Here is a 19,406-nt window from a genome sequence, read left to right as displayed (position 1 = left end):
ACAACAACTGGGTAATGGTATTGTTGGTTGAAACCTTCTAACCACACCTTTGGTTATTGGGCATCTGGACTCGCTTTAGAACCTGTCATTTTTTCATCCTGAACGAATGACAAGCGCTTCTGAATAAGTGGTGCCCGGACTCGGAATCGAACCAAGGACACGGGGATTTTCAATCCCCTGCTCTACCGACTGAGCTATCCGGGCAACGGGGCGCATTAAACCGTATTGGCACTAAATCGTCAATGAGTTTCGCTCACAAACTCGATCGATTGCTCTCTTTTCGGTCAGAAAGACAAAATAAAGAGAAACCTGCGCTGTAGGCGGTGCAAAAAAAATGGCACAAGCTCGATGAGCTGTGCCATTTTTTATATTGCCAAATCCACGGAATCAGTATCGGCGATAACTCTTCTGAGCACTGTTTACTTTTACCAAATAACGGCGGGATTCTGCTGCCGGGTGCTTGGTGGTTAGCGTTTGGAAGACATCTCCAGGTGCCATACTGTTAATAATGGAGAATGCCCGATTTTTATCACTGTGGAATACGCGTAATACACTACCAGCTCCACCGTTATAAGCGGTAATAACAGCATAACGGCGAGCGGTAGGATTTTGAATTCCACCCAGATAGCTATTCTGCAAAATAGACAGATAAGCTGTCCCTGCATCAATATTATTTTCTGGATCAAATAAGTAGCTACGGCTTGGTTGCCCACTTTTCCCTTTTAATCGGAAAACATCTTTCCCAGCGGTATGTTGAACTACCTGCATCAGGCCCAAAGCGTCGGAACCACTGACAGCATAAGGGTTGAAGCTGGATTCTGTTTGCATGATAGCCAGAATCAGTGATTCTTCTACGCCATATTTCTCTGCTGAGCGGCGCACTAGCGGCAGGTATTTATGCGCTCGTTTGTCTAAATGGTTTGGCACTAATTGCAGCGTCACGGACCAGATAACATGCAGGCCAGAACTGCGTTTTTTCATTCGGGTTTGTAATAGATAATCTGCAAAATGCGCTGCTCGCCATTCCCAGCGGATCGGCTGACCATTGTTATCTAATACCTGACCATAGAGGAACGGCTCTTTACTGATTTGAATATCGTTGGCATCAGAATATAGGTCGATCGAGCCTGGGTCATCGCCCATTAATAAAGTGGTAATAATCGCCTGACGCAAATGGGCGGCAGGATCGGTGGTCGCAATAGTCTCAACTGTAATGGTACCAGCATCAAAGTTGATGTGGCTGCGGGTTTGGTATTGATCAGTGTATTTAACGTAGTCTTTCGGACCCGCGATGAGAACTTCATTTAGACCCCAAATATTTTCGATATTATGGGCAAACTGACCCATTAAAATCTCGAACCCATTGGTGTCTTTCACAAAGGCTTCATTGTTTGCTTGGTCTTTATTGCCTGAGCAGGAAACTAACAATGGGGCGATCACTAGCAAAGCTAAAATTTTCTTCATCTTACAAGCCATATCATGATGAGGAATAACATGAGGGCCATTGCTGACCCTTGGGTGTCACTGATTCGGTGGGGTATACCCTTCGATGTGAACATCCTGACCCTCGAACAGGAATTTAATCATCTCCTGTTCCAGCAATTTACGATCGTCCACGTTCATCATGTTGAGTTTTTTTTCATTAATCAGCATGGTTTGTTTGGACATCCATTGTGACCAGGCTTCCTTGGATATTTCGTTATAAATACGTTTGCCAACTTCACCAGGATAGAGCTGGAAATCTTGCCCTTCAGCATCCTTTTGTAAAAATGTGCAAAAAATCGTTCTGCTCATGCTAAATCCTCATTGATGGCACTGTCGCCAAATAACGCTGTTTGCGTCGGTGGTTGTTTGGTTAGCTGTTGTAACAGGCGTTCAACGGGCGCAGCCACACCTACTGACGGTGGCTGTGCTAAGTTATACCAGAGACCTGCGCCTTCATCCATGCATCCACTCAGCGTTGCTGCATTCAACCACATGGGGACAATATCCAAATGGAAGTGGCTGAAAGTGTGGCGAAAGGCGGTCAACTGCTGAAGATTTTTCTCTGGCATTCCGCGCTGCTGCAACCAGCGGCTGAGATCTTCCCGTTCACTAAACTGCGGGAAGCAAAATAACCCGCCCCACAGGCCTACGGGAGGACGTTGTTCTAACCAAACCTGTGTATCATTTTGTATTAAAAGAAAGTAAGCAGTTTTTTCTGGTATGGTTTGTTTCGGTTTTTTTCCAGGGTACTGTGACCAGCTGTGGTTGGCATAAGCGATACAACCGGTATTCAGTGGGCAAAGCTCGCATTTTGGTTTGGAGCGAGTACAAACCATCGCTCCAAGATCCATCATTGCCTGATTAAACTGGCCGACGCCTTTAGCTGGCGTAACTTCCTCACTGAGCTGCCATAAGCGTTTTTCCACCTCTTTCTTTCCCGGCCAGCCATCGACTGCGTAACAACGAGCTAGAACCCGTTTAACATTACCGTCAAGGATCGGAAAATGCTGACCTAGTGCCAGTGATAGTATGGCTCCGGCGGTAGAACGACCAATGCCAGGCAAGTCGGCGATTTCATCAAAGGTAGTTGGAAATTCACCCTGATGTTTCGCCACGATAGTTTGCGCTGCCTTGTGCAGGTTTCGGGCGCGGGCGTAATAACCCAGTCCAGTCCACAGATGCAGAATTTCGTCCAGCGGCGCGGCAGCCAGTATCCGGACATCAGGGAACCGCGCCAGGAAGCGTTGGAAGTAGGGAATGACGGTAGCAACCTGAGTTTGTTGCAACATCACTTCCGATAGCCATACTTGGTAAGGGGTCTTGTCCTGTTGCCACGGCAGGGTTTTTCGTCCATAGCGTTGGTACCAGTCCAGCACCACTTGCGCGAACTGTTGCGCTTGCATCATAGGTAAGTATCGATATCCGGCAGAGAAATAATTTAAGGCTGGGATTGCAGCATAGAGTACACAGGCTGTAAACCGGAACTTTTCGAAGGGTTGGCGGAGTTTTACCGGTTGAAATATGTAATTTACCGGTTAAATTTGTACTTCTGGCGCTCATAGTTGATAAACTAGCGTATCTTTGCATAATGCGTGTTCTTATTTTGCGCAACTCAACAGACAGAAAGCACCATGATAAATGACGTCATCTCTCCGGAATTTGATGAAAACGGCCGCGCACTGCGCCGGATTCGTAGTTTTGTCCGCCGCCAAGGGCGGTTAACCAAGGGGCAACAGTTTGCGCTGGATAACTACTGGCCGGTGATGGGTGTAGAATATCAGGCGACTCCGGTTGAGCTAAATACCCTGTTTGACCGTGAGGCACCGACGGTATTGGAAATTGGTTTTGGAATGGGAACTTCCTTGGTCACGATGGCGGCCAATAATCCCGATCAGAACTTTTTAGGTATCGAAGTACACTCACCGGGCGTTGGTGCCTGTTTGGGTAGCGCTCATGAAGCGGAACTGACCAATTTACGCGTGATGTGTCACGATGCGGTCGAAGTGTTGGAAAACATGATCCCGGATAGTTCGCTGGAGATGGTGCAGCTTTTCTTCCCTGATCCTTGGCACAAGGCGCGCCATAACAAGCGACGTATTATCCAGACTCCATTTGTGGAACTGGTAAAAAGCAAATTGAAGATCGGCGGTGTGTTCCATATGGCCACCGATTGGCAGCATTATGCGGAACATATGTTGGAAGTGATGTCGGCTGTCCCCGGATACCACAATCTTTCCAATAGCAATGATTATGTTCCCCGTCCGGATTCACGTCCGTTGACGAAGTTTGAATTACGTGGCCAGCGTCTGGGACATGGCGTTTGGGATCTGATGTTTGAGAGGAAAGAATAATGGCTAACAATCGCAGTCGTCGTTTACGCAAAAAAATGCATATTGACGAGTTTCAGGAAATTGGTTTTTCCGTTCAGTGGACTTTCCCTGAAGGGACTGGCGTTGATGTGATCGACTCTACCGTTGATGCATTTATCGATGAAGTTATCGAACCAAACGGCATGGCTTTCGATGGTAGCGGCTATATGCAGTGGGAAGGTTTAATCTGCTTGCAAGAAATCGGTCGTTGCACTGATGAGCATCGCGCATTAGTCAGCAAATGGCTGGAGGCTCGCAAAATGAAGAATGTAGAAACCAGCGAGCTGTTTGATATCTGGTGGGATTGATCCTGAAGATCTAACCACTGTTTGATAATAAAGGCACCGTTATTGGTGCCTTTATTTTTATTAGGGAAAGCGCTGGAGTATTTCCGTGGTAAAAACCTTATCGAATCAGCTGTTGGACGAGATCCTCAGCCAGGTTCGCCCGATGATTGGCCAGGGCAAGGTGGCTGATTATATTCCGGCTCTGGCCGAAGTGCCGGCGGGTAAACTCGGCATTGCCGTTTGCAGCATCGATGGGCAGGTATTTCAGTCTGGAGACGCCACCGAGCGTTTTTCTATCCAGTCTATTTCAAAAGTTCTCAGCTTGACGCTAGCCCTGGGGCGCTATGACGAAGATGAGGTTTGGCAACGGGTAGGTAAAGAGCCTTCTGGCCAGCCGTTTAACTCATTGGTTCAGCTAGAGCTGGAGCAAGGGAAGCCGCGTAATCCCTTTATCAATCCGGGTGCATTGGTGATCTGCGATATGTTGCAGAGTCGACTTAGCGCGCCAAAACAGCGAATGCTGGAGGTGGTGCGCCAATTGGTTGATGACGATTCTATCAGCTATGACAGCCGGGTTGCTCGCTCTGAATTCGAACATTCGGATCGCAACGCTGCTATTGCTTATCTGATGAAATCATTCGGTAATTTTGAGAACGATGTTCTCACCGTGTTACAAACTTATTTCCACTATTGTGCAATGCGTATGAGCTGCGTTGAGCTGGCCTGCTGCTTTGTCTATCTGGCTAATCAGGGGCGTAGTATCAACGGAACCAGGCAGGTTATTACACCGATGCAGGCCAGACAAATCAATGCGCTTATGATCACCAGCGGGATGTATGACGGTGCTGGCGAGTTTGCTTTCAGAGTTGGTATGCCGGGGAAATCTGGTGTCGGCGGCGGTATTATTGCCGTGGTGCCAGATGAGATGTGTATTGCCGTCTGGTCGCCGGAACTGGATACCTCGGGGAACTCATTGGCCGGAACCGCAGCACTGGAATTGCTTGCTCAGCGCATTGGCCGTTCGATTTTTTAGGATCAGTCTACTTCTGTCGGCGCTAAAACTCTGGCAGTGTCATAATGAGTGGTAGATAAACAGTTTCAGGAGAATTTATGTTACGAAAAGCAGGCTTGGTAGTTTTATTACTGGCTGCCGGATCGGCGCAGGCAGAATATCAGTGCAGCGTAAAACCTCAGGATGATGTCATCATTAACCCACAAAGTGTGCAGGTTGTTGGTGCCAGCGGCAATCTGGTCATTTCACCGGACGGTGATGTCACCCGCAATGGTAAAACATTAACTCTCACCGATGCGCAACGTCAGCGGGCATTTCGTTATCAAAGTGACTTACGCAAAGATTTACCGTGGATTGATAAAGGTGCGCAGCAGCATCTGGAAAAAGCTCGCGTGTCTTTGGACAATATTATTGTCCAACAATTAGGAACTAGCAGCAATGTTCGCCAGCGGCTCACCACGTTGAATGATCAACTGAAACAGCAAATGAGCCGTATTATTGAGAAACGCAGTGATGGTCTGACTTTCCACCATCAGGCGATTGATCAGGTTGAAAAAGATGGCCGCGTGCTCGTGCAACAAAGTCTCGGTGGTGTGTTGCAGGATAGCCTGAATGAAATGGGCATTAAGCAAGCCACCAGTGGATCTTCCAACAATCCATTGCAGGCGATTATGGGTAATTTGGGTGGCTTACAGCAAGCGATTCAGACCGAATGGAATCATCAGGAGCAGGATTTTCAGAACTTTGGTCATGAAGTTTGTGCTCGGGTGACAACGTTGGAGCAGCAGCGCATCGATTTACTTAACTCGCTCAAATAAGACTCTCCGCTTCAATCGAATAAAAAACGGGCATTACACCCGTTTCAGACCGCTGACAAACCTTACCCCAGTAATTTTGGGTGGAGAAGACCGGCAGAAGAGTCAAGCGTTTGCGCCAGGTATGGCACGGAACGAGCCTACAAGGATGTATTCACGGCGTCTTGACGATCTGACGGTTTTCGCCACGGCGAGCACTTTGTCATTAACCTCAATGGCACTTCAGCCTTACAGAAACAGTTCCAGCAGTGAGTTCAGAAATAGTTTCCCTTTCTCGGTAATCTGCCAGTCTTCATTCGTTTCCAGTAGGTAGCCTTTGGTGATGGCTTGATCCAGTTGCGGGCGGATCTCGCTTTCTTCCAGGCCGGTAAAATTAAAGAAATCGCCGCGTGGCGCAGCTTCCAATAAACGGAAACGATTCATAAAGAACTCGAAGGGCCGATCGGCTACCTCAACTTCATGCTGCTTATCCATATAGTTACCCTGCATAAAACCGCGCGGATGCTTGGTTTTTACCGTACGCAGAATACGACCATCACTGAAGGTGAGTTTACCGTGAGCGCCGCAGCCAATGCCGAGGTAGTCACCAAATCGCCAATAGTTGAGGTTGTGCTGGCATTGATAACCAGGTTTGGCATAGGCTGAGGTTTCATATTGCTGATAACCTGCAGCGCTCAGTAGTTGATGGCCTTGTTCGAAAATATCCCACAGCGCATCGTCGTCCGGCAGTTTTGGCGGACGAGAACTGAAACCGGTATTCGGTTCAATGGTTAACTGATACCAAGACAGATGTGGTGGATTCAAGGCAATCGCCTGACGCAGGTCATCCAGCGCCTCTTCCAGCGTTTGATCCGGCAAACCGTGCATCAAATCCAGATTAAAGCTGCGTAAATCCAGCCCAGTTGCCAGTGCTGCCGCACGTTTAGCTTCTTCTGGGCCGTGTATCCGCCCCAGTCGCACTAACTTCTGTTCGCTGAAACTCTGCACGCCGATTGAGATGCGATTGACGCCAGCACGCTGGTAACCGCTGAAGCGATCGGCTTCAACCGTGCCAGGGTTGGCTTCCATCGTTATTTCGGCGTCGGCCGCCACTGGCAGCCGCGCTCTGACGCCATCGAGCAGGCTTTGCATTGCCTCGGCACTTAGCAGGCTGGGCGTCCCACCACCGATAAAAATGGTGCTAATTGCACGACCACTGGTCAGTGGCAAGTCGGCATCCAGATCGGCCAGCAGATGATCGACATATTCTTGATGAGGAACATCACCTTTCAATGCATGCGAATTAAAGTCGCAATAGGGACATTTTTGCACGCACCACGGAATATGGATATAGAGGCTTAGCGGTGGTAACTTAAGCATTGCGCAGGGCATCCAGCATCAATTTCAACGCTTTTCCGCGGTGTGATACTGCCTGTTTTTCTTCGCGGCTCAGTTCGGCAGCGCTTTTACCTAACTCAGGTACATAGAAAATAGGATCGTAACCAAAACCGCCCACACCCGCACTTTCATGAGCGATCATCCCCGGCCAACGGCCGTGGAACACCAGTGGCGTCGGATCTTCGGCATGGCGCATATACACCAAAACGCAATGGAATTGTGCGCCACGCTGCTCGTCAGGTACATCTTTCATGGTAACCAGCAGCTTCTCCAAATTTGCCTGATCGCTGGCGCTCTCTCCGGCATAACGAGCGGAGTAAATACCCGGTGCGCCGCCTAGTGCATCAACAGCCAGGCCCGAGTCATCGGCAATCGCTGGCAAGCCGGTAATCTGTGCGGCATGGCGAGCCTTTAGAATCGCATTTTCGATAAAGGTCAAACCAGTTTCTTCAGCGGACTCGACACCCAACTCAGTTTGAGCAACCACATCCAGACCGAAATCTGCCAGCAGGCCGGCTAACTCACGTACTTTACCGGGGTTACCGGTAGCTAAAACAACTTTTTGCATGATGAATCCTGATTCATTGTGGCACTAATAACCGGTTGTTGCCCACGGCGACATTAATGCGAGCAGCTTTTACGCTGGTTTAATCGGGTGCGTTATCCGGTTATTCAAGCAGTGCTGCAACCTGCGGTGGAATCTGCTGCGGATTAATAATCTTGATCTGTTTATGCCGTCCCAGATCACCTTTTTCGATGATAACGTGGCTCTTGGCCACCCGGAACTGTTTGGCGATAAACTTGACCAGATGGGCATTGGCTTGCCCATCTACCGGCGGAGCGGTAATGGCCACTTTTAATTCATCGCCGTGTAAACCGATAATCTGGTCGCGGCTGGCTTTCGGCTGAATATATAGTCTGATCGCCAGCCCGTCCAGCAAGGGCGTCACTGCACTCACAGTACGAACCAGAGCTCGCCTAACAGATCCATTCCTAAGTAATTGATCAAATACAGAACCAGGATCACCACCATACCGGAGAAATCGATCCCGCCCATCGCCGGTAGAATGCGGCGGATTGGTGCCATCAGTGGCTCGGTCAATTGATACAGCAGGTAGTCCATCGGGCTACGGCCCTGACTGACCCAACTCATCAGTGCGCGAATAATCATCACCCAGAAAATCAGGTAACCGGTGGCTTTCACCAGCGAAATGACGCCGAACAGCAAATTATATGGACTCAAAGATACCCCACCGCCCTGAATCAGCAATAACAGCGGGTATTTTATGGTCATCAGTAAGAAGGCCAGCAGCAAGGACGCGCTGTCGATGGGGCCTAGTGAAGGAATCATTCGACGCAGTGGGCCGATGATCGGCTGGGTGATTTTCACCACAAACTGCGAAAATGGATTGTAAAAGTCACTGTGCACCATTTGCATCCAAGTGCGCAACAATAGCACCATAACGTACAGGTCAATGACGGTTTTAGCCAAAAAAGTCAGCGTTAGCATGAGTAGCGTTTAGTCCTCGATCAATTCAGTCAGTTTAAAATACCCCGATCCCAAGAATAAAGATTCGGGGTTAACGTGTTGTTTTGTAAATCATGGTGACAGATTAAAACAGCTTCTCCATTGCTTGTGCTCGGCTGATTGCTGCCTGCATCGCACGAGAAACAATATCCGACAAGTGTTGCTCATTAAAAACCCGCAACGCTTCTGCGGTGGTACCACCTTTTGACGTCACTTGCTCCCGTAGCGTCGACAGCGGCAGCTGCGGATTAGCCTCTACCAGAGCCGTGGCACCAGATGCGGCCTGCTGCACGAGCAGGCGGGCGGTTTCGTTATCAAAACCCAGACGTTCGGCCTCTTGCTGCATGGCTTCCATAAACAGGAAAAAATAGGCCGGAGCACTACCCGCCGCAGCAATTACGCTATTGATACCACTTTCGTTTTCCACCCAGCACACTTTACCGACAGAACCCATTAGTTGAGCGGTGAAGTCGCGATCGGTCTGACTAACCTGCGCTGGTGCATATAACCCGCTCATCCCTTTACCGACTAGCGATGGCGTGTTTGGCATGATGCGAACCAGATTCAGTTTATCACCCAATAATTGATAAAAACGTGAAACCTGAATACCGGCGGCAATGGACAGTACCAATTTATTGCTAAAATCGACCTGTTCATGCAACGGTTGGCAGACGTCAGCCATTAATTGTGGTTTTACCGATAGCACCACCACATCGGCCTCACGAGCCAGAGAAACATTATCACTGCTACTGATAACGCCAAATTCTTGTGCCAATGCATCACGATTCTTGGCCGAAGGCGCGCAAACGCCGATCAATTTTGCCGGATAACCGCCAGCAACCAGACCAGCAATGATAGCCCGTGCCATATTGCCGGCACCGATAAATGTAATTTTGCGATGTTGCATAAATATCCTTGCTTAAGCCTGAACAGGAGCGACTGAACCGTAGTCACGAGCACCGAAAATAGCCGTACCGATACGCACCAAGGTACTGCCAGCACCAATAGCGGCGGCCATGTCATCGGTCATACCCATGGAAAGCGTATCCATCTGTGGGTAGTGTTTTTTTAGCGCCAGGAAAGCCTGATTCATTTGCTGGAATACGGCGAGTTGACGATCAAAATGACTTTCCGGCGCCGGAATGGCCATTAAACCACGTAGCCGTAAATGTGGCAGATCGTGAATATTGGCCGCCAGCTCTGGTAATTCAGCCAGTTTAATCCCGGACTTGCTTTGCTCGTCGCTGATATTAACCTGAATTAGAATATTGAGTGCAGGCATTTCTGCCGGGCGTTGCTCGCTGAGACGCGTGGCGATTTTCAGCCGATCTACCGTATGACACCAGGCAAAGTTTTCAGCTACCAGACGACTTTTATTGGATTGCAACGGACCGATAAAGTGCCATTCCAGTTCGGTATTCCCTGCAAAATAGTGGATTTTATCCACCCCTTCCTGAACATAATTCTCACCAAATGCACGTTGCCCGGCAGCAATGGCTTCTTCGATCGCAGCCACAGGTTTGGTTTTACTGACTGCAAGCAGCGTAATTTCTTCTGGGGAGCGTTCGCAATTTTTGGCAATGGTGGCGATCCGATCCCTGACATCCTGTAGGTTCTGTTGGATAGTGCTCATATGACCCCGGGAGTTTGATATGGATTTTGATGAATGGGTGGCGGCTAGTGTAAAGCATAACGCCTCTGATCTGCACCTGTGCACTGGCCATTACCCGGTGCTGCGTATTGCTGGTGACCTGCATATTTTCAAGCATCTCACTCAGGTAACGCCGATGTGGATGGAAAATCTGGCTCAGCAGCTATTAAATGAGGTTCATTCTCTGGAATTACAACGGCATGGACAGGTCGATTTTTCATTTTCATCATCTTGTGGATCAAGATTGAGAGGGCATTTCTTTCGGCAGCAGTGCGGGCTTTCAGCCGCTTTTCGCTTGATTGCGTCCCAATGCCCAACATTGGTTGATCTTGAAGTTCCGGAAGTTGTTCATCAATTATTGCCCTGTGAAAGTGGTTTGATTTTGGTAACGGGAGCCACGGGTAGTGGGAAATCAACCACTCTGGCGGGGATGATTGGATCCATCAATCAAACGGGCGGGCGGCATATTATTACATTGGAAGATCCGGTTGAGTTTATTCATCACAGTGAGGGTTGTCTGATTCAACAGCGGGAGTTGGGTGGACATATTGCTTCTTTTGGCGCGGGGCTAAAAGCGGCACTAAGGCAGGATCCCGATATTATCTTGTTGGGAGAGCTACGAGATCGGGAAACTATTGCACTTGCGTTGACGGCGGCGGAAACCGGGCATTTGGTGTTGGGCACACTACATACCCGGACAGCCGCGCAGGCGGTGGATCGATTGGTTGATGTATTTCCAGCTGAAGAAAAAACCAGTGTGCGAAGCCAGCTAGCAAACAGCCTGATGGCGGTAATTGCGCAAAAGCTGGTGCGGCGTCGCGGAGGAGGGCAGGTGGCGGTGTTTGAAACCATGATACAGACAGCGGCAGTTAGCCATTTGATACGCGAGGGAAAAACCCACCAACTACCTGGAATTATGCAAACCGGCGGTGCAATGGGAATGCAAACTTTTGAGCAGGGATTACAACAGCGTCAACATCAGGGGTTATTGCCATTGGCGGAAGACATTAGCCAGATACATCATTGATCAATGAGAGTGAAATAAAATGGCTATGCGGTGCGGAAAGCAAAAAATAGACTCAGACCACGGACAAACCCTGACAATACGATCTCTGGTAGTGAGGACGAGTCAAACGCCCGCGCCAGGGATAGCGTGGAAGGAGTTGACAAGGACGTATTCACGGTGTCTTGACGATCCACCTGTTTTCACTGCAGCGAGCACTTTGTCATTAACCTCAGCCCGGATTCAAGATCCGGGCTGGTGCTACAGAAAGCGTGGACTTGGCTAACTAAGGTTTGGGAATCTGTTGGGTAATACAGTGAATGTTGCCGCCACCCAATAGTATTTCTCTCGCTGGTACACCGAGGATGGCGTAGCCAGGATACATTTGTTGCAACAGACTTTTGGCTAAATCATCGGTACGGCTATCCAGCATCGGGAAAATGATTTGCTGGTTGCTGATCAGATAATTGACGTAAGAGCCAGCCAATCGCTCACCGGCAGTCCGTGGCACGGCATCGGTAGACAGCACGTCGGCGGTCTCTTCTTCTGTGTTAAATAACGGACCTGGTGCTGGCAGCTTCCAGATTTTCAACTTACGGCCTTTGGCATCCACTGACTGTGACAAAATGTCATAGGCAGCAACAGAACGGGCATACTGCGGGTCCTGTTGGTCGTCAGTCCAGTGCAGAGCGACTTCGCCCGGGCGTACAAAGCAGCACATATTATCAATGTGGCCATCGGTTTCGTCGTTGTATACGCCGTCTTGTAGCCAGATAAAGTGCGTCACGCCCAGATACTCACGCAGCAATTGTTCAATCTGCTGCTGGCTAAGGTGCGGGTTGCGATTCGGGTTTAGCAGACATTCTGCCGTGGTTAATAGCGTGCCTTCGCCATCGGTATGAATTGAACCGCCTTCCAGAATCAGTGGTGCGGTGTAGCTCTGGCAGTGATGAAATTGGTTAACTTGCTCGGCCACTTTTTCATCCTGCTGCCAGTCGGCATACAGTCCGCCGAGTAATCCGCCCCAGGCATTGAACTGCCAGTCGACGCCTCGGCGTTCACCTTTACCATTGATGACTATGGTTGGGCCGGTATCACGCATCCAGGCATCGTCACATTCCATTTCAACTAATGTGACATTGGCTGGCATAGTGGCGTTCGCCTGCTCCATAAAGCGTGCAGGAACCCCCATATAGACGGGTGTAGCTCGGGCGATAGCTTCAGCGACTTTGGCAAAAGTCTGCTGTGCAGGAATGCCTTTGCCACGCCAGTTATCCTGACGGTAAGGCCAAAGCATCCACACCGCATCCTGAGGTGCCCATTCGGCCGGCATGTAAAAGCCGTCTTGCCGTGGAGTTGTTTGCAACGCCATGATTATCTCCGGTTTTTACCATCAGAAGTGGCCAGCGCCTGATACATCTCAGGGCGACGATCGCGGAACAGGCCCCAGGAAGCACGCTGTGCAGCAATTTCTTTCAGATCGAATTCGTGAATCAATACGGTCTCGTCGGTTTTATTCGCCTGAGCAACCAAGGCACCGGTTTGGTCAGCAATAAAGGAAGAACCGTAGAAGGTCATTTCCAGACCGTCGATAAACTTACTGGCCTCAGTGCCAATGCGGTTAGATGCAATGACCGGAACCAGATTAGCTGCCGCATGACCTTGCTGCACACGGGTCCAATGTGGCTGGCTGTCAATATCTGGGAAGGCAGGCTCTGAACCGATAGCGGTTGGGTAAAAGATAACTTCGGCACCTTGCAGCGCCAAACTACGGGCCGTTTCCGGGAACCACTGATCCCAGCAAATGCCTACACCGACTTTGGCATAACGGGTCTGCCACACTTTAAAACCGGTATCACCAGGAATAAAGAATTGTTTTTCCTGATAAGCCGGGCCGTTTGGAATATGGGTTTTACGATAAACGTCTAGTACAGAACCGTCGGCGTCAATCATCACCAAAGAGTTGTAATAAGCATTATTGGCGCGTTCAAAGAAGCTCAGTGGCAATACGACTTCCAGCTCAGCTGCTAACTTGGAAAAATGTTTAATGAGAGGGCTATTGTCCAGCTCTTGGGCTAGTACATAGTGTTCCGGGCTTTGATCAATGCAGAAATACGGTGCGGCAAACAACTCCTGAATCAGGATGATCTGCGCACCTTTGGCGTGAGCTTGTCGCACCAGTTTTTCGGCATTCTCAATGTTCTTAGGTAGGTCCCAGGAACAGGCCATTTGTGTTGCAGCAACAGTCACTTTTGTCATGAGAAAACCTCAATAAATGTAAAATATACCCATCTAAGGATGAGCAATATTCTGGGCCATCAATCTGCCAGAGTGAAATCGCTCTCTGGGGGAGACGGCTGCGTTAGCCGTTGCGCAACGTGGCGGTTCCGGCATCAAGACAATAGAGGCTAAACAGAGTAATCAAGGCCACTATTGCCCAATTTCATCCGCCAATATCATCGCGGGGCAGCATACTATGTCAGCTAAAACTATTCGCCAAGCCCTATTGTACCGCGTGCATAGGTTAATGGGGATACATTGGCGGGATTCTGTCATGGATAGTCCATGTGATATGAATAAATATAATTAAAATCAATATATTGATGAAAAATTAGAAAAGACTGAGGATGCGACCCTATACGATAGCTTGGGGCATTTATCATACGTTTTTGCGGTACTATTTCCGGGGTTGTTGCTCGAACCAGCTTTCCAGAATAATCACCGCAGAGGCTGCATCTACGCTGCCTTTATCTAGAGCGCGATAACCTCCGCTGTCGAACAGATAGGCTCTGGCTTCTACGGTGCTTAGGCGTTCATCATGTAAAGCTACCGTAACCCCAAAGCGGCCATGTAGACGGTTGGCGAATCTGCGTGCTCTGGCCGTTAGTGGTTGCTCGGTACCATCCATATTTAACGGTAAGCCAACGACCACCAGGTCCGGTTGCCACTCTTTCAGCAGTTTCTCAACTTGTTGCCAATCCGGCGTGCCATCCTGAGCTTTAAAGGATGTCAGGGCGCGGGCGGTGCCGGTAATTTCCTGACCGATAGCAACACCGATACTTTTTGTGCCGAAATCGAAGGCAAGAATGGTGCGATTAGCCATCAGGCGTGTCCTGCTTGAGGGGCAATATTGAAAATATTAATGCCCAGTTTATTGGCTGCCTGCTGCCAACGTTCGGCAATTGGCGTATGGAAGATAATGTCAGTGTCAGCTTCAATCGTTAGCCAGGCATTATCTAACAACTCTTGCTCCAACTGGCCTTGTTGCCAACCAGCATAGCCCAGCGCCACCAATACATTTTTCGGTTGTTCCGGTGTACCCAGTGTTTTCAGCACATCTTTGGACGTGGTGATCATGGTTTCCGGTGAAATACGGATACTTGAGCCAAAACCCGTCAGCGGGGAGTGCAAAATAAAGCCACGGTCATCAGCCAAAGGGCCGCCAGACAGTACGGGTTTATCCAATCGAATTGCCGGATCGCGAGGTGAAGGCGTAATTTTAAGTTTCTTCAGAACGGTTTCAACAGTGAATTTTTCCACTGGCTTATTGATCACTAAACCCATGGCTCCCTGTTCGTTGTGCTCGCAAATATAAACCACCGAGCGTTTAAACTGAGGGTCTTGTAGTGAAGGCATAGCAATAAGGAAGTGATTCTGTAAATTCATTATGTTTTATAGGAAATTCGCTGAAGTAAAAGGTAAACAGGCGCCAGTATGCAGATGGGAATAGCGAAAGTCACCGGTTGCAGCAGGTAAAAATGCCATAACCGGTGATTTTAATCAGACTTTTTTATTGGATAAACGTTTTTCTATCGCATCCATCAGCATTCCAGTGACAGAAACCTGCGGGAATGCCGCTTCTATTTCGCGGGCACAGGTTGGACTGGTGACGTTAATTTCAGTCAGACGATCGCCAATAATATCCAGGCCGACAAAAATGAGTCCCTTTTCTTTTAGCGTAGGTGCCACTGCTCTGGCAATTTTCCAGTCGCTTTCACTGAGAGGGCGTGCTTCGCCACGACCACCGGCCGCCAGATTGCCTCGAGTTTCACCCTGTGCCGGAATTCGCGCCAGGCAATAAGGCACTGGCTCGCCGTCGACCACCAGAATGCGTTTGTCACCTTCGGTAATGGCGGGCAGAAAGTTCTGCGCCATACAGAAACGGCTACCATGCTCGGTCAGTGTTTCGATAATGACTGACAGATTAGGATCGTCTTTTTTCACGCGGAAAATAGATGCGCCACCCATGCCATCCAACGGTTTTAGGATAATATCGCCGTGCTGCTGGTGGAATTTACGGATAAGGTCTTTATTGCGGCTGACTAAAGTATCGGGCGTCAATTCCGGGAACCAGGCAGTAAACAGTTTTTCGTTACAGTCACGCAGGCTTTGTGGCTTATTTACCACCAGTGTACCTTTGATTTCCGCACGTTCCAGAATGTAGGTCGCATAGATAAATTCGGTATCAAACGGCGGATCTTTACGCATCAGAATGACGTTAAGATCGTCCAGCGGCAGATCTTGCTCAGTGCCGAAGCTGAACCACGCGTTGTAATCTTCTTTAACCGTCAGTAAACGGGTACGAGCGCGGCCTTCGCCAGCGTGAAGATAAAGATCGTTCATCTCCATATAATGTAATTCATAACCGCGGCGCTGTGCTTCCATCAGCATGGCGAAACTGGTGTCTTTTTTAATATTGATGGATGAGATGGGGTCCATCACGATGCCGAGCTTGATCATTCTTTTCTCCTTTAACCCAGATCGCCGAAACGCACTTGTAAGGCAGTGATTGCGGTGAGTGCGGTCGTTTCTGTACGCAAAACGCGTGGCCCTAGCAGGATATCAGTAAATCCGTGGTGTGAGGTCATCTCAATTTCGTCGGCAGTCAAACCGCCTTCCGGGCCGATTAACAGGCGAACCCTGTTCACCGGTAGCGGCAAGGTATTGATGCTGTTGCTGGCGCGTGGATGCAGATTCAGCTTCAGGCTATCGTCCTGCTCGGCACACCAGGCTTCTAATTGCATGGCCTCACGGATTTCCGGCAGGGTGTTACGGCCACATTGTTCACAGGCAGCAATTGCAATTTTTTGCCATTGTTGAATTTTCTTCGCTAAACGCTCACCGTCCAGTTTTACGCCACAACGCTCTGAAAATAGAGGCGTAATCACGTTGACGCCCAGCTCAATGGATTTCTGAATGGTGAATTCCATTTTTTCACCACGAGAAATGACCTGACCTAAATGCAGGTTTAACGGGGACTCTCGATCTTCTAGCGCGGCTTCACCGAGGTGTACGTGGACACTTTTTTTATCTACATGAATAATTTCCGCACTGAATACCTGATTACTACCGTCGAACAATTGCAGGTGGTGCCCTTCGCTCATGCGTAACACGCGGCCTACATGGTTAGCGGCGTCATCGCTGAGAGCCAGTTCAGTATGAGCCGACAACGGCTGTGGATGATAAATGCGGGGTATACGCATGGATACGCTCTTGCTTCCGTAACGAAAGTTTTAGCGCGCCGCCGGTTAACGACGCGAAATAAAAGGATAACCGCAGGATAACAGAGCTGCGGGGATATTGGTCAATAGCGTCGGTTAGCTTTTTTGCTGCTGGCAAGCCTGTTGTACATAAGGATTGTGGTTACCCTGAACTTTGGCAATGCGCTCATCCCGCCGGCATTCCCAGCTATCAACCGGATATTGACGATTCCAGACGTCAAAAAGTCGGGTCTGCTGGTTGGAAAGGCGTAATTGATATTGATCACGCATATAGAAGTAGGTTCGGGCAATTGCACCGCGGGCACGGGCGGGTGGCTCAGCTTGCTTGTTCTTGAAATCTACTTTCATGGCACATTGGCCGTACTGTCCTTCGCCACCTTTCCATTGGCTGTACATAAAATTGCTTCTATCGCCATTCACCTCACCAATAGCAGGTTGTAGGTTATGCAGGTCAGTTTCAATTTGACGATAGACCGGATCTTTATTGCAGTTTTTGCGACCACCATCTTGCCAGCACTGACGTTGATGGCCGAATTGCCAGGCGGGTACCACATGTTCCCATTCGATACGTTCTGCCCGTTTAGTATTTTTGCGTACCTGATAACCACAACTGTTCAGATCGGGAAGACCTTTCTTGCCTTGCCACTGAATTTTGCAACCACAATAGAAAGTACCGGGCGCATCCTGATGAATTTTGGCGGCGGCGGCCTTGGCTTGAGAAAAGTTATTAATACTTTGGCCATGACTGACCGGAGAGAATAATGAGGAAGAACTCACTAGAACCAACAAAATTTTGCGTAACATGTTCCAAAATGACTCAAATATGGAAAAGCACGCAGGTTATAGAAGATTATGAGTACAGGCAAATAAAGAAGTGGTTTTTTATCCAGTAAATCAAATAACTAAGATGGTTGTGTCACCATAAATTGCAGTTTTTCTCCGCAATAGCGGCAGCGGTATTCGCTCTCTCCGCGTAATACCCGATTATGGCGACGTACCGTGAGGTCATGTTGCTGGCAACGACAGCGATAAGGGAACGTTTTACTCAGTACGGAAGCAATTTCAAACTTATGGGTTCGGCGGGCGGGCACCTGCAAAACCGTTTCCATCATCCAGCGCCACTCTTTACCGTGGGGTGCCACCCGGCCAAATTGGCGAAACACCAGCAGGTGAGCCAATTCGTGAGGCACAACTTCATCAATAAAAGGCTGTTTATTTTCTAATAATAATATCGGATTTAGGCGAATTTCCCAGGCTTGTAAATACGCGCTACCGGCGCTGGTTCCGCGCTGATGGTAGTTGATTTTTGGCTCCGGATACTGGTTGGACAAATGTTGATTCGCCAATTGTAATTTCTGGCGCAGGCACTGCATAACCCCTTGTTGCAGGGCGATGGGAATTCTTAATAAGCTCATAGTGCGGAAGAATAATGCGCCAGATAGCCAGATGCAAGCTGCGGATTCAGGCGATTGTTTTCAGCAGACAATTAATAAATCCCCTGGTTTTTGGTTACACCTGACGATAATTGGCAAACAATGCGCACGAATTACATATCACTAAATAATATTATATGTTTTTATATAATGAATGGTGAGATGGCGGGAGACAGAATGAGTGATAACACCCAATTGAGCATGAGTCAGATGAAACTGGCGGCGGCAGAAGCCAGCCGCGCGCTGCGCATGCTGGCAAACGAAGATCGGTTGCTGTTGTTGTGTCAGATCAGTCAGGGAGAGAAATCGGTCAGTGAACTTGAAGTCTTACTGGATATTCGTCAACCGACGCTATCGCAGCAATTAGGCGTATTGCGTGCAGAAGGGCTGGTCACCACGCGGCGAGAAGGAAAGCGTATTTATTATTCCATCGCTGATCCGCGGATTCTGGCAATTTTACACACCTTGTATCAACTTTACTGCCCGAAAGGGTGAGGACGAGAATATGACGATAGATTGGGCTAATTTTACCCCGTATTCGGCGTTAGTCGGCGGTGTCATATTAGGTGCTGCGGTGGCGCTATTCTGGCTTTTCAACGGGAGAGTTGCCGGTATCAGCGGCATTATGGGCGGGTTACTTGGTGCGGGGAAAGGGGATATTGGCTGGCGTCTGATGTTCTTGCTTGGTCTGATCGTTTCTCCGTTCCTTTACGCGCTGTTTAGGCCACTGCCGACCATTGAGATCAATGCTGATATTGGCACACTGGTGGTGGCTGGATTACTGGTTGGTATTGGTACCCGCTATGGTTCCGGTTGTACCAGCGGTCACGGCGTCTGTGGCTTATCCCGTTTTTCTCTACGTTCGTTGGTGGCCACGTTGAGCTTTATGTTCAGTGGGTTCCTGACGGTATGGCTGGTTCGTCATGTATTGGCTTAGGACAATAA

The 19,406-nt window shown here is 49.1% G+C and carries 24 protein-coding genes and 1 tRNA gene; 7 read left to right on the top strand and 18 right to left on the bottom strand.

Translation table 11 applies throughout. The annotated features are described in order from the left end of the window. Positions 1-128: 128 nt before the first annotated feature. From DJ39_RS16585 to mutY, 4 genes are all read right to left on the bottom strand, one after another. Positions 129-204 (bottom strand) — tRNA-Phe (locus DJ39_RS16585). 183 nt (positions 205-387) lie between these two features. Beyond that, on the bottom strand, positions 388-1,464 hold the full coding sequence (gene mltC, locus DJ39_RS16580; RefSeq protein WP_004719291.1) for a membrane-bound lytic murein transglycosylase MltC: 1,077 nt from the start codon (positions 1,462-1,464) through the stop codon (positions 388-390). A 57-nt stretch (positions 1,465-1,521) separates the two neighbouring features. Then, the gene (locus DJ39_RS16575; RefSeq protein ID WP_038240969.1) at positions 1,522-1,794 is read right to left on the bottom strand and encodes an oxidative damage protection protein; all 273 of its coding nucleotides are present in this window, start codon (positions 1,792-1,794) and stop codon (positions 1,522-1,524) included. After that, the gene (mutY, locus tag DJ39_RS16570) at positions 1,791-2,891 is read right to left on the bottom strand and encodes an A/G-specific adenine glycosylase (RefSeq protein WP_004719287.1); all 1,101 of its coding nucleotides are present in this window, start codon (positions 2,889-2,891) and stop codon (positions 1,791-1,793) included. Before mutY ends, DJ39_RS16575 begins: the two co-directional genes overlap by 4 nt. A 225-nt stretch (positions 2,892-3,116) precedes the next feature. Between mutY and trmB the strand changes: the two genes are divergently transcribed. From trmB to DJ39_RS16550, 4 genes are all read left to right on the top strand, one after another. Then, positions 3,117-3,836, top strand: coding sequence for a tRNA (guanosine(46)-N7)-methyltransferase TrmB (trmB, locus tag DJ39_RS16565; RefSeq protein WP_038240971.1), 720 nt, complete (start codon positions 3,117-3,119; stop codon positions 3,834-3,836). Then, on the top strand, positions 3,836-4,162 hold the full coding sequence (locus DJ39_RS16560; protein ID WP_038240973.1) for a YggL family protein: 327 nt from the start codon (positions 3,836-3,838) through the stop codon (positions 4,160-4,162). Before trmB ends, DJ39_RS16560 begins: the two co-directional genes overlap by 1 nt. Before the next feature lie 85 nt (positions 4,163-4,247). Then, positions 4,248-5,174, top strand: a complete 927-nt coding sequence (glsB, locus tag DJ39_RS16555; protein ID WP_004719282.1) for a glutaminase B — start codon at positions 4,248-4,250, stop codon at positions 5,172-5,174. Positions 5,175-5,251: 77 nt separating this feature from the next. Then, positions 5,252-5,971 carry a YggN family protein gene (locus tag DJ39_RS16550; RefSeq protein WP_004719279.1) on the top strand — a complete coding sequence of 240 codons (720 nt, stop codon included), beginning with the start codon at positions 5,252-5,254 and terminating at the stop codon, positions 5,969-5,971. A 225-nt stretch (positions 5,972-6,196) separates the two neighbouring features. Here the strand turns inward: DJ39_RS16550 and hemW are convergent, their stop codons facing one another. From hemW to DJ39_RS16520, 6 genes are all read right to left on the bottom strand, one after another. After that, positions 6,197-7,327, bottom strand: a complete 1,131-nt coding sequence (gene hemW, locus DJ39_RS16545) for a radical SAM family heme chaperone HemW (protein WP_038240979.1) — start codon at positions 7,325-7,327, stop codon at positions 6,197-6,199. Further along, positions 7,320-7,913 (bottom strand): XTP/dITP diphosphatase, encoded by a 594-nt coding sequence (locus tag DJ39_RS16540; protein WP_004719276.1) that lies wholly within the window; start codon positions 7,911-7,913, stop codon positions 7,320-7,322. The genes hemW and DJ39_RS16540 overlap by 8 nt, the downstream gene beginning before the upstream one ends. Positions 7,914-8,013: 100 nt before the next feature. Beyond that, entirely contained in the window at positions 8,014-8,304 is a 291-nt protein-coding gene (gene yggU, locus DJ39_RS16535; RefSeq protein WP_038240982.1) for a DUF167 family protein YggU, read from the bottom strand. Continuing rightward, positions 8,301-8,855, bottom strand: coding sequence for a YggT family protein (locus tag DJ39_RS16530; RefSeq protein ID WP_004719273.1), 555 nt, complete (start codon positions 8,853-8,855; stop codon positions 8,301-8,303). The genes yggU and DJ39_RS16530 overlap by 4 nt, the downstream gene beginning before the upstream one ends. A gap of 103 nt (positions 8,856-8,958) precedes the next feature. After that, positions 8,959-9,780 (bottom strand): pyrroline-5-carboxylate reductase, encoded by an 822-nt coding sequence (proC, locus tag DJ39_RS16525; protein ID WP_004719272.1) that lies wholly within the window; start codon positions 9,778-9,780, stop codon positions 8,959-8,961. A gap of 12 nt (positions 9,781-9,792) precedes the next feature. After that, positions 9,793-10,506, bottom strand: coding sequence for a YggS family pyridoxal phosphate-dependent enzyme (locus DJ39_RS16520; RefSeq protein ID WP_004719269.1), 714 nt, complete (start codon positions 10,504-10,506; stop codon positions 9,793-9,795). 19 nt (positions 10,507-10,525) lie between these two features. Here DJ39_RS16520 and DJ39_RS16515 point away from each other — a divergent pair, with 19 nt between their 5' ends. Continuing rightward, a complete protein-coding gene (locus tag DJ39_RS16515; RefSeq protein WP_004719267.1) occupies positions 10,526-11,551 on the top strand; it encodes a type IV pilus twitching motility protein PilT in 1,026 nt (341 codons plus the stop codon). A 262-nt stretch (positions 11,552-11,813) separates the two neighbouring features. On the opposite strand, the gene aguA is transcribed toward DJ39_RS16515, so the two are convergent. The 8 genes from aguA to DJ39_RS16475 all read right to left on the bottom strand — a co-directional run bounded on the left by aguA (position 11,814) and on the right by DJ39_RS16475 (position 18,443). After that, complete coding sequence (aguA, locus tag DJ39_RS16510; RefSeq protein WP_045844286.1) at positions 11,814-12,899, bottom strand: agmatine deiminase; 1,086 nt, start codon at positions 12,897-12,899, stop codon at positions 11,814-11,816. A 2-nt stretch (positions 12,900-12,901) separates the two neighbouring features. Further along, a complete protein-coding gene (gene aguB / locus DJ39_RS16505; protein ID WP_004719263.1) occupies positions 12,902-13,786 on the bottom strand; it encodes an N-carbamoylputrescine amidase in 885 nt (294 codons plus the stop codon). Positions 13,787-14,204: 418 nt separating this feature from the next. Next, positions 14,205-14,630, bottom strand: a complete 426-nt coding sequence (ruvX, locus tag DJ39_RS16500) for a Holliday junction resolvase RuvX (protein WP_038240988.1) — start codon at positions 14,628-14,630, stop codon at positions 14,205-14,207. Next, positions 14,630-15,193, bottom strand: a complete 564-nt coding sequence (locus DJ39_RS16495; RefSeq protein ID WP_004719261.1) for a YqgE/AlgH family protein — start codon at positions 15,191-15,193, stop codon at positions 14,630-14,632. Before DJ39_RS16495 ends, ruvX begins: the two co-directional genes overlap by 1 nt. A 114-nt stretch (positions 15,194-15,307) precedes the next feature. Further along, on the bottom strand, positions 15,308-16,267 hold the full coding sequence (gshB, locus tag DJ39_RS16490) for a glutathione synthase (protein ID WP_004719260.1): 960 nt from the start codon (positions 16,265-16,267) through the stop codon (positions 15,308-15,310). Between the two features lie 11 nt (positions 16,268-16,278). After that, complete coding sequence (gene rsmE, locus DJ39_RS16485; protein WP_004719257.1) at positions 16,279-17,010, bottom strand: 16S rRNA (uracil(1498)-N(3))-methyltransferase; 732 nt, start codon at positions 17,008-17,010, stop codon at positions 16,279-16,281. A 114-nt stretch (positions 17,011-17,124) separates the two neighbouring features. Beyond that, entirely contained in the window at positions 17,125-17,832 is a 708-nt protein-coding gene (endA, locus tag DJ39_RS16480) for a deoxyribonuclease I (RefSeq protein WP_004719255.1), read from the bottom strand. A gap of 98 nt (positions 17,833-17,930) precedes the next feature. Next, on the bottom strand, positions 17,931-18,443 hold the full coding sequence (locus DJ39_RS16475) for a SprT family zinc-dependent metalloprotease (RefSeq protein WP_004719254.1): 513 nt from the start codon (positions 18,441-18,443) through the stop codon (positions 17,931-17,933). 195 nt (positions 18,444-18,638) lie between these two features. Between DJ39_RS16475 and DJ39_RS16470 the strand changes: the two genes are divergently transcribed. Both DJ39_RS16470 and DJ39_RS16465 read left to right on the top strand, forming a co-directional pair. Further along, complete coding sequence (locus tag DJ39_RS16470) at positions 18,639-18,956, top strand: ArsR/SmtB family transcription factor (protein WP_038240994.1); 318 nt, start codon at positions 18,639-18,641, stop codon at positions 18,954-18,956. A 10-nt stretch (positions 18,957-18,966) separates the two neighbouring features. Beyond that, positions 18,967-19,398, top strand: coding sequence for a YeeE/YedE family protein (locus DJ39_RS16465; protein WP_004719250.1), 432 nt, complete (start codon positions 18,967-18,969; stop codon positions 19,396-19,398). Positions 19,399-19,406 lie beyond the last annotated feature (8 nt).

Source organism: Yersinia ruckeri ATCC 29473 (assembly GCF_000754815.1).
GTDB lineage: Bacteria > Pseudomonadota > Gammaproteobacteria > Enterobacterales > Enterobacteriaceae > Yersinia > Yersinia ruckeri.
The sequence above is the reverse complement of the archived record's forward strand: the minus strand, read 5'-3'. Positions and strand labels throughout refer to the sequence as shown.

Bases quoted from the DNA above. Each gene is read 5' to 3' on its own strand.
- mltC (WP_004719291.1), bottom strand. From the start codon at position 1,464: ATGAAGAAAATTTTAGCTTTGCTAGTGATCGCCCCATTGTTAGTTTCC.
- DJ39_RS16575 (WP_038240969.1), bottom strand. From the start codon at position 1,794: ATGAGCAGAACGATTTTTTGCACATTTTTACAAAAGGATGCTGAAGGG.
- mutY (WP_004719287.1), bottom strand. From the start codon at position 2,891: ATGATGCAAGCGCAACAGTTCGCGCAAGTGGTGCTGGACTGGTACCAA.
- trmB (WP_038240971.1), top strand. From the start codon at position 3,117: ATGATAAATGACGTCATCTCTCCGGAATTTGATGAAAACGGCCGCGCA.
- DJ39_RS16560 (WP_038240973.1), top strand. From the start codon at position 3,836: ATGGCTAACAATCGCAGTCGTCGTTTACGCAAAAAAATGCATATTGAC.
- DJ39_RS16550 (WP_004719279.1), top strand. From the start codon at position 5,252: ATGTTACGAAAAGCAGGCTTGGTAGTTTTATTACTGGCTGCCGGATCG.
- hemW (WP_038240979.1), bottom strand. From the start codon at position 7,327: ATGCTTAAGTTACCACCGCTAAGCCTCTATATCCATATTCCGTGGTGC.
- DJ39_RS16540 (WP_004719276.1), bottom strand. From the start codon at position 7,913: ATGCAAAAAGTTGTTTTAGCTACCGGTAACCCCGGTAAAGTACGTGAG.
- DJ39_RS16530 (WP_004719273.1), bottom strand. From the start codon at position 8,855: ATGCTAACGCTGACTTTTTTGGCTAAAACCGTCATTGACCTGTACGTT.
- proC (WP_004719272.1), bottom strand. From the start codon at position 9,780: ATGCAACATCGCAAAATTACATTTATCGGTGCCGGCAATATGGCACGG.
- DJ39_RS16520 (WP_004719269.1), bottom strand. From the start codon at position 10,506: ATGAGCACTATCCAACAGAACCTACAGGATGTCAGGGATCGGATCGCC.
- DJ39_RS16515 (WP_004719267.1), top strand. From the start codon at position 10,526: ATGGATTTTGATGAATGGGTGGCGGCTAGTGTAAAGCATAACGCCTCT.
- aguA (WP_045844286.1), bottom strand. From the start codon at position 12,899: ATGGCGTTGCAAACAACTCCACGGCAAGACGGCTTTTACATGCCGGCC.
- aguB (WP_004719263.1), bottom strand. From the start codon at position 13,786: ATGACAAAAGTGACTGTTGCTGCAACACAAATGGCCTGTTCCTGGGAC.
- ruvX (WP_038240988.1), bottom strand. From the start codon at position 14,630: ATGGCTAATCGCACCATTCTTGCCTTCGATTTCGGCACAAAAAGTATC.
- DJ39_RS16495 (WP_004719261.1), bottom strand. From the start codon at position 15,193: ATGAATTTACAGAATCACTTCCTTATTGCTATGCCTTCACTACAAGAC.
- gshB (WP_004719260.1), bottom strand. From the start codon at position 16,267: ATGATCAAGCTCGGCATCGTGATGGACCCCATCTCATCCATCAATATT.
- rsmE (WP_004719257.1), bottom strand. From the start codon at position 17,010: ATGCGTATACCCCGCATTTATCATCCACAGCCGTTGTCGGCTCATACT.
- endA (WP_004719255.1), bottom strand. From the start codon at position 17,832: ATGTTACGCAAAATTTTGTTGGTTCTAGTGAGTTCTTCCTCATTATTC.
- DJ39_RS16475 (WP_004719254.1), bottom strand. From the start codon at position 18,443: ATGAGCTTATTAAGAATTCCCATCGCCCTGCAACAAGGGGTTATGCAG.
- DJ39_RS16470 (WP_038240994.1), top strand. From the start codon at position 18,639: ATGAGTGATAACACCCAATTGAGCATGAGTCAGATGAAACTGGCGGCG.
- DJ39_RS16465 (WP_004719250.1), top strand. From the start codon at position 18,967: ATGACGATAGATTGGGCTAATTTTACCCCGTATTCGGCGTTAGTCGGC.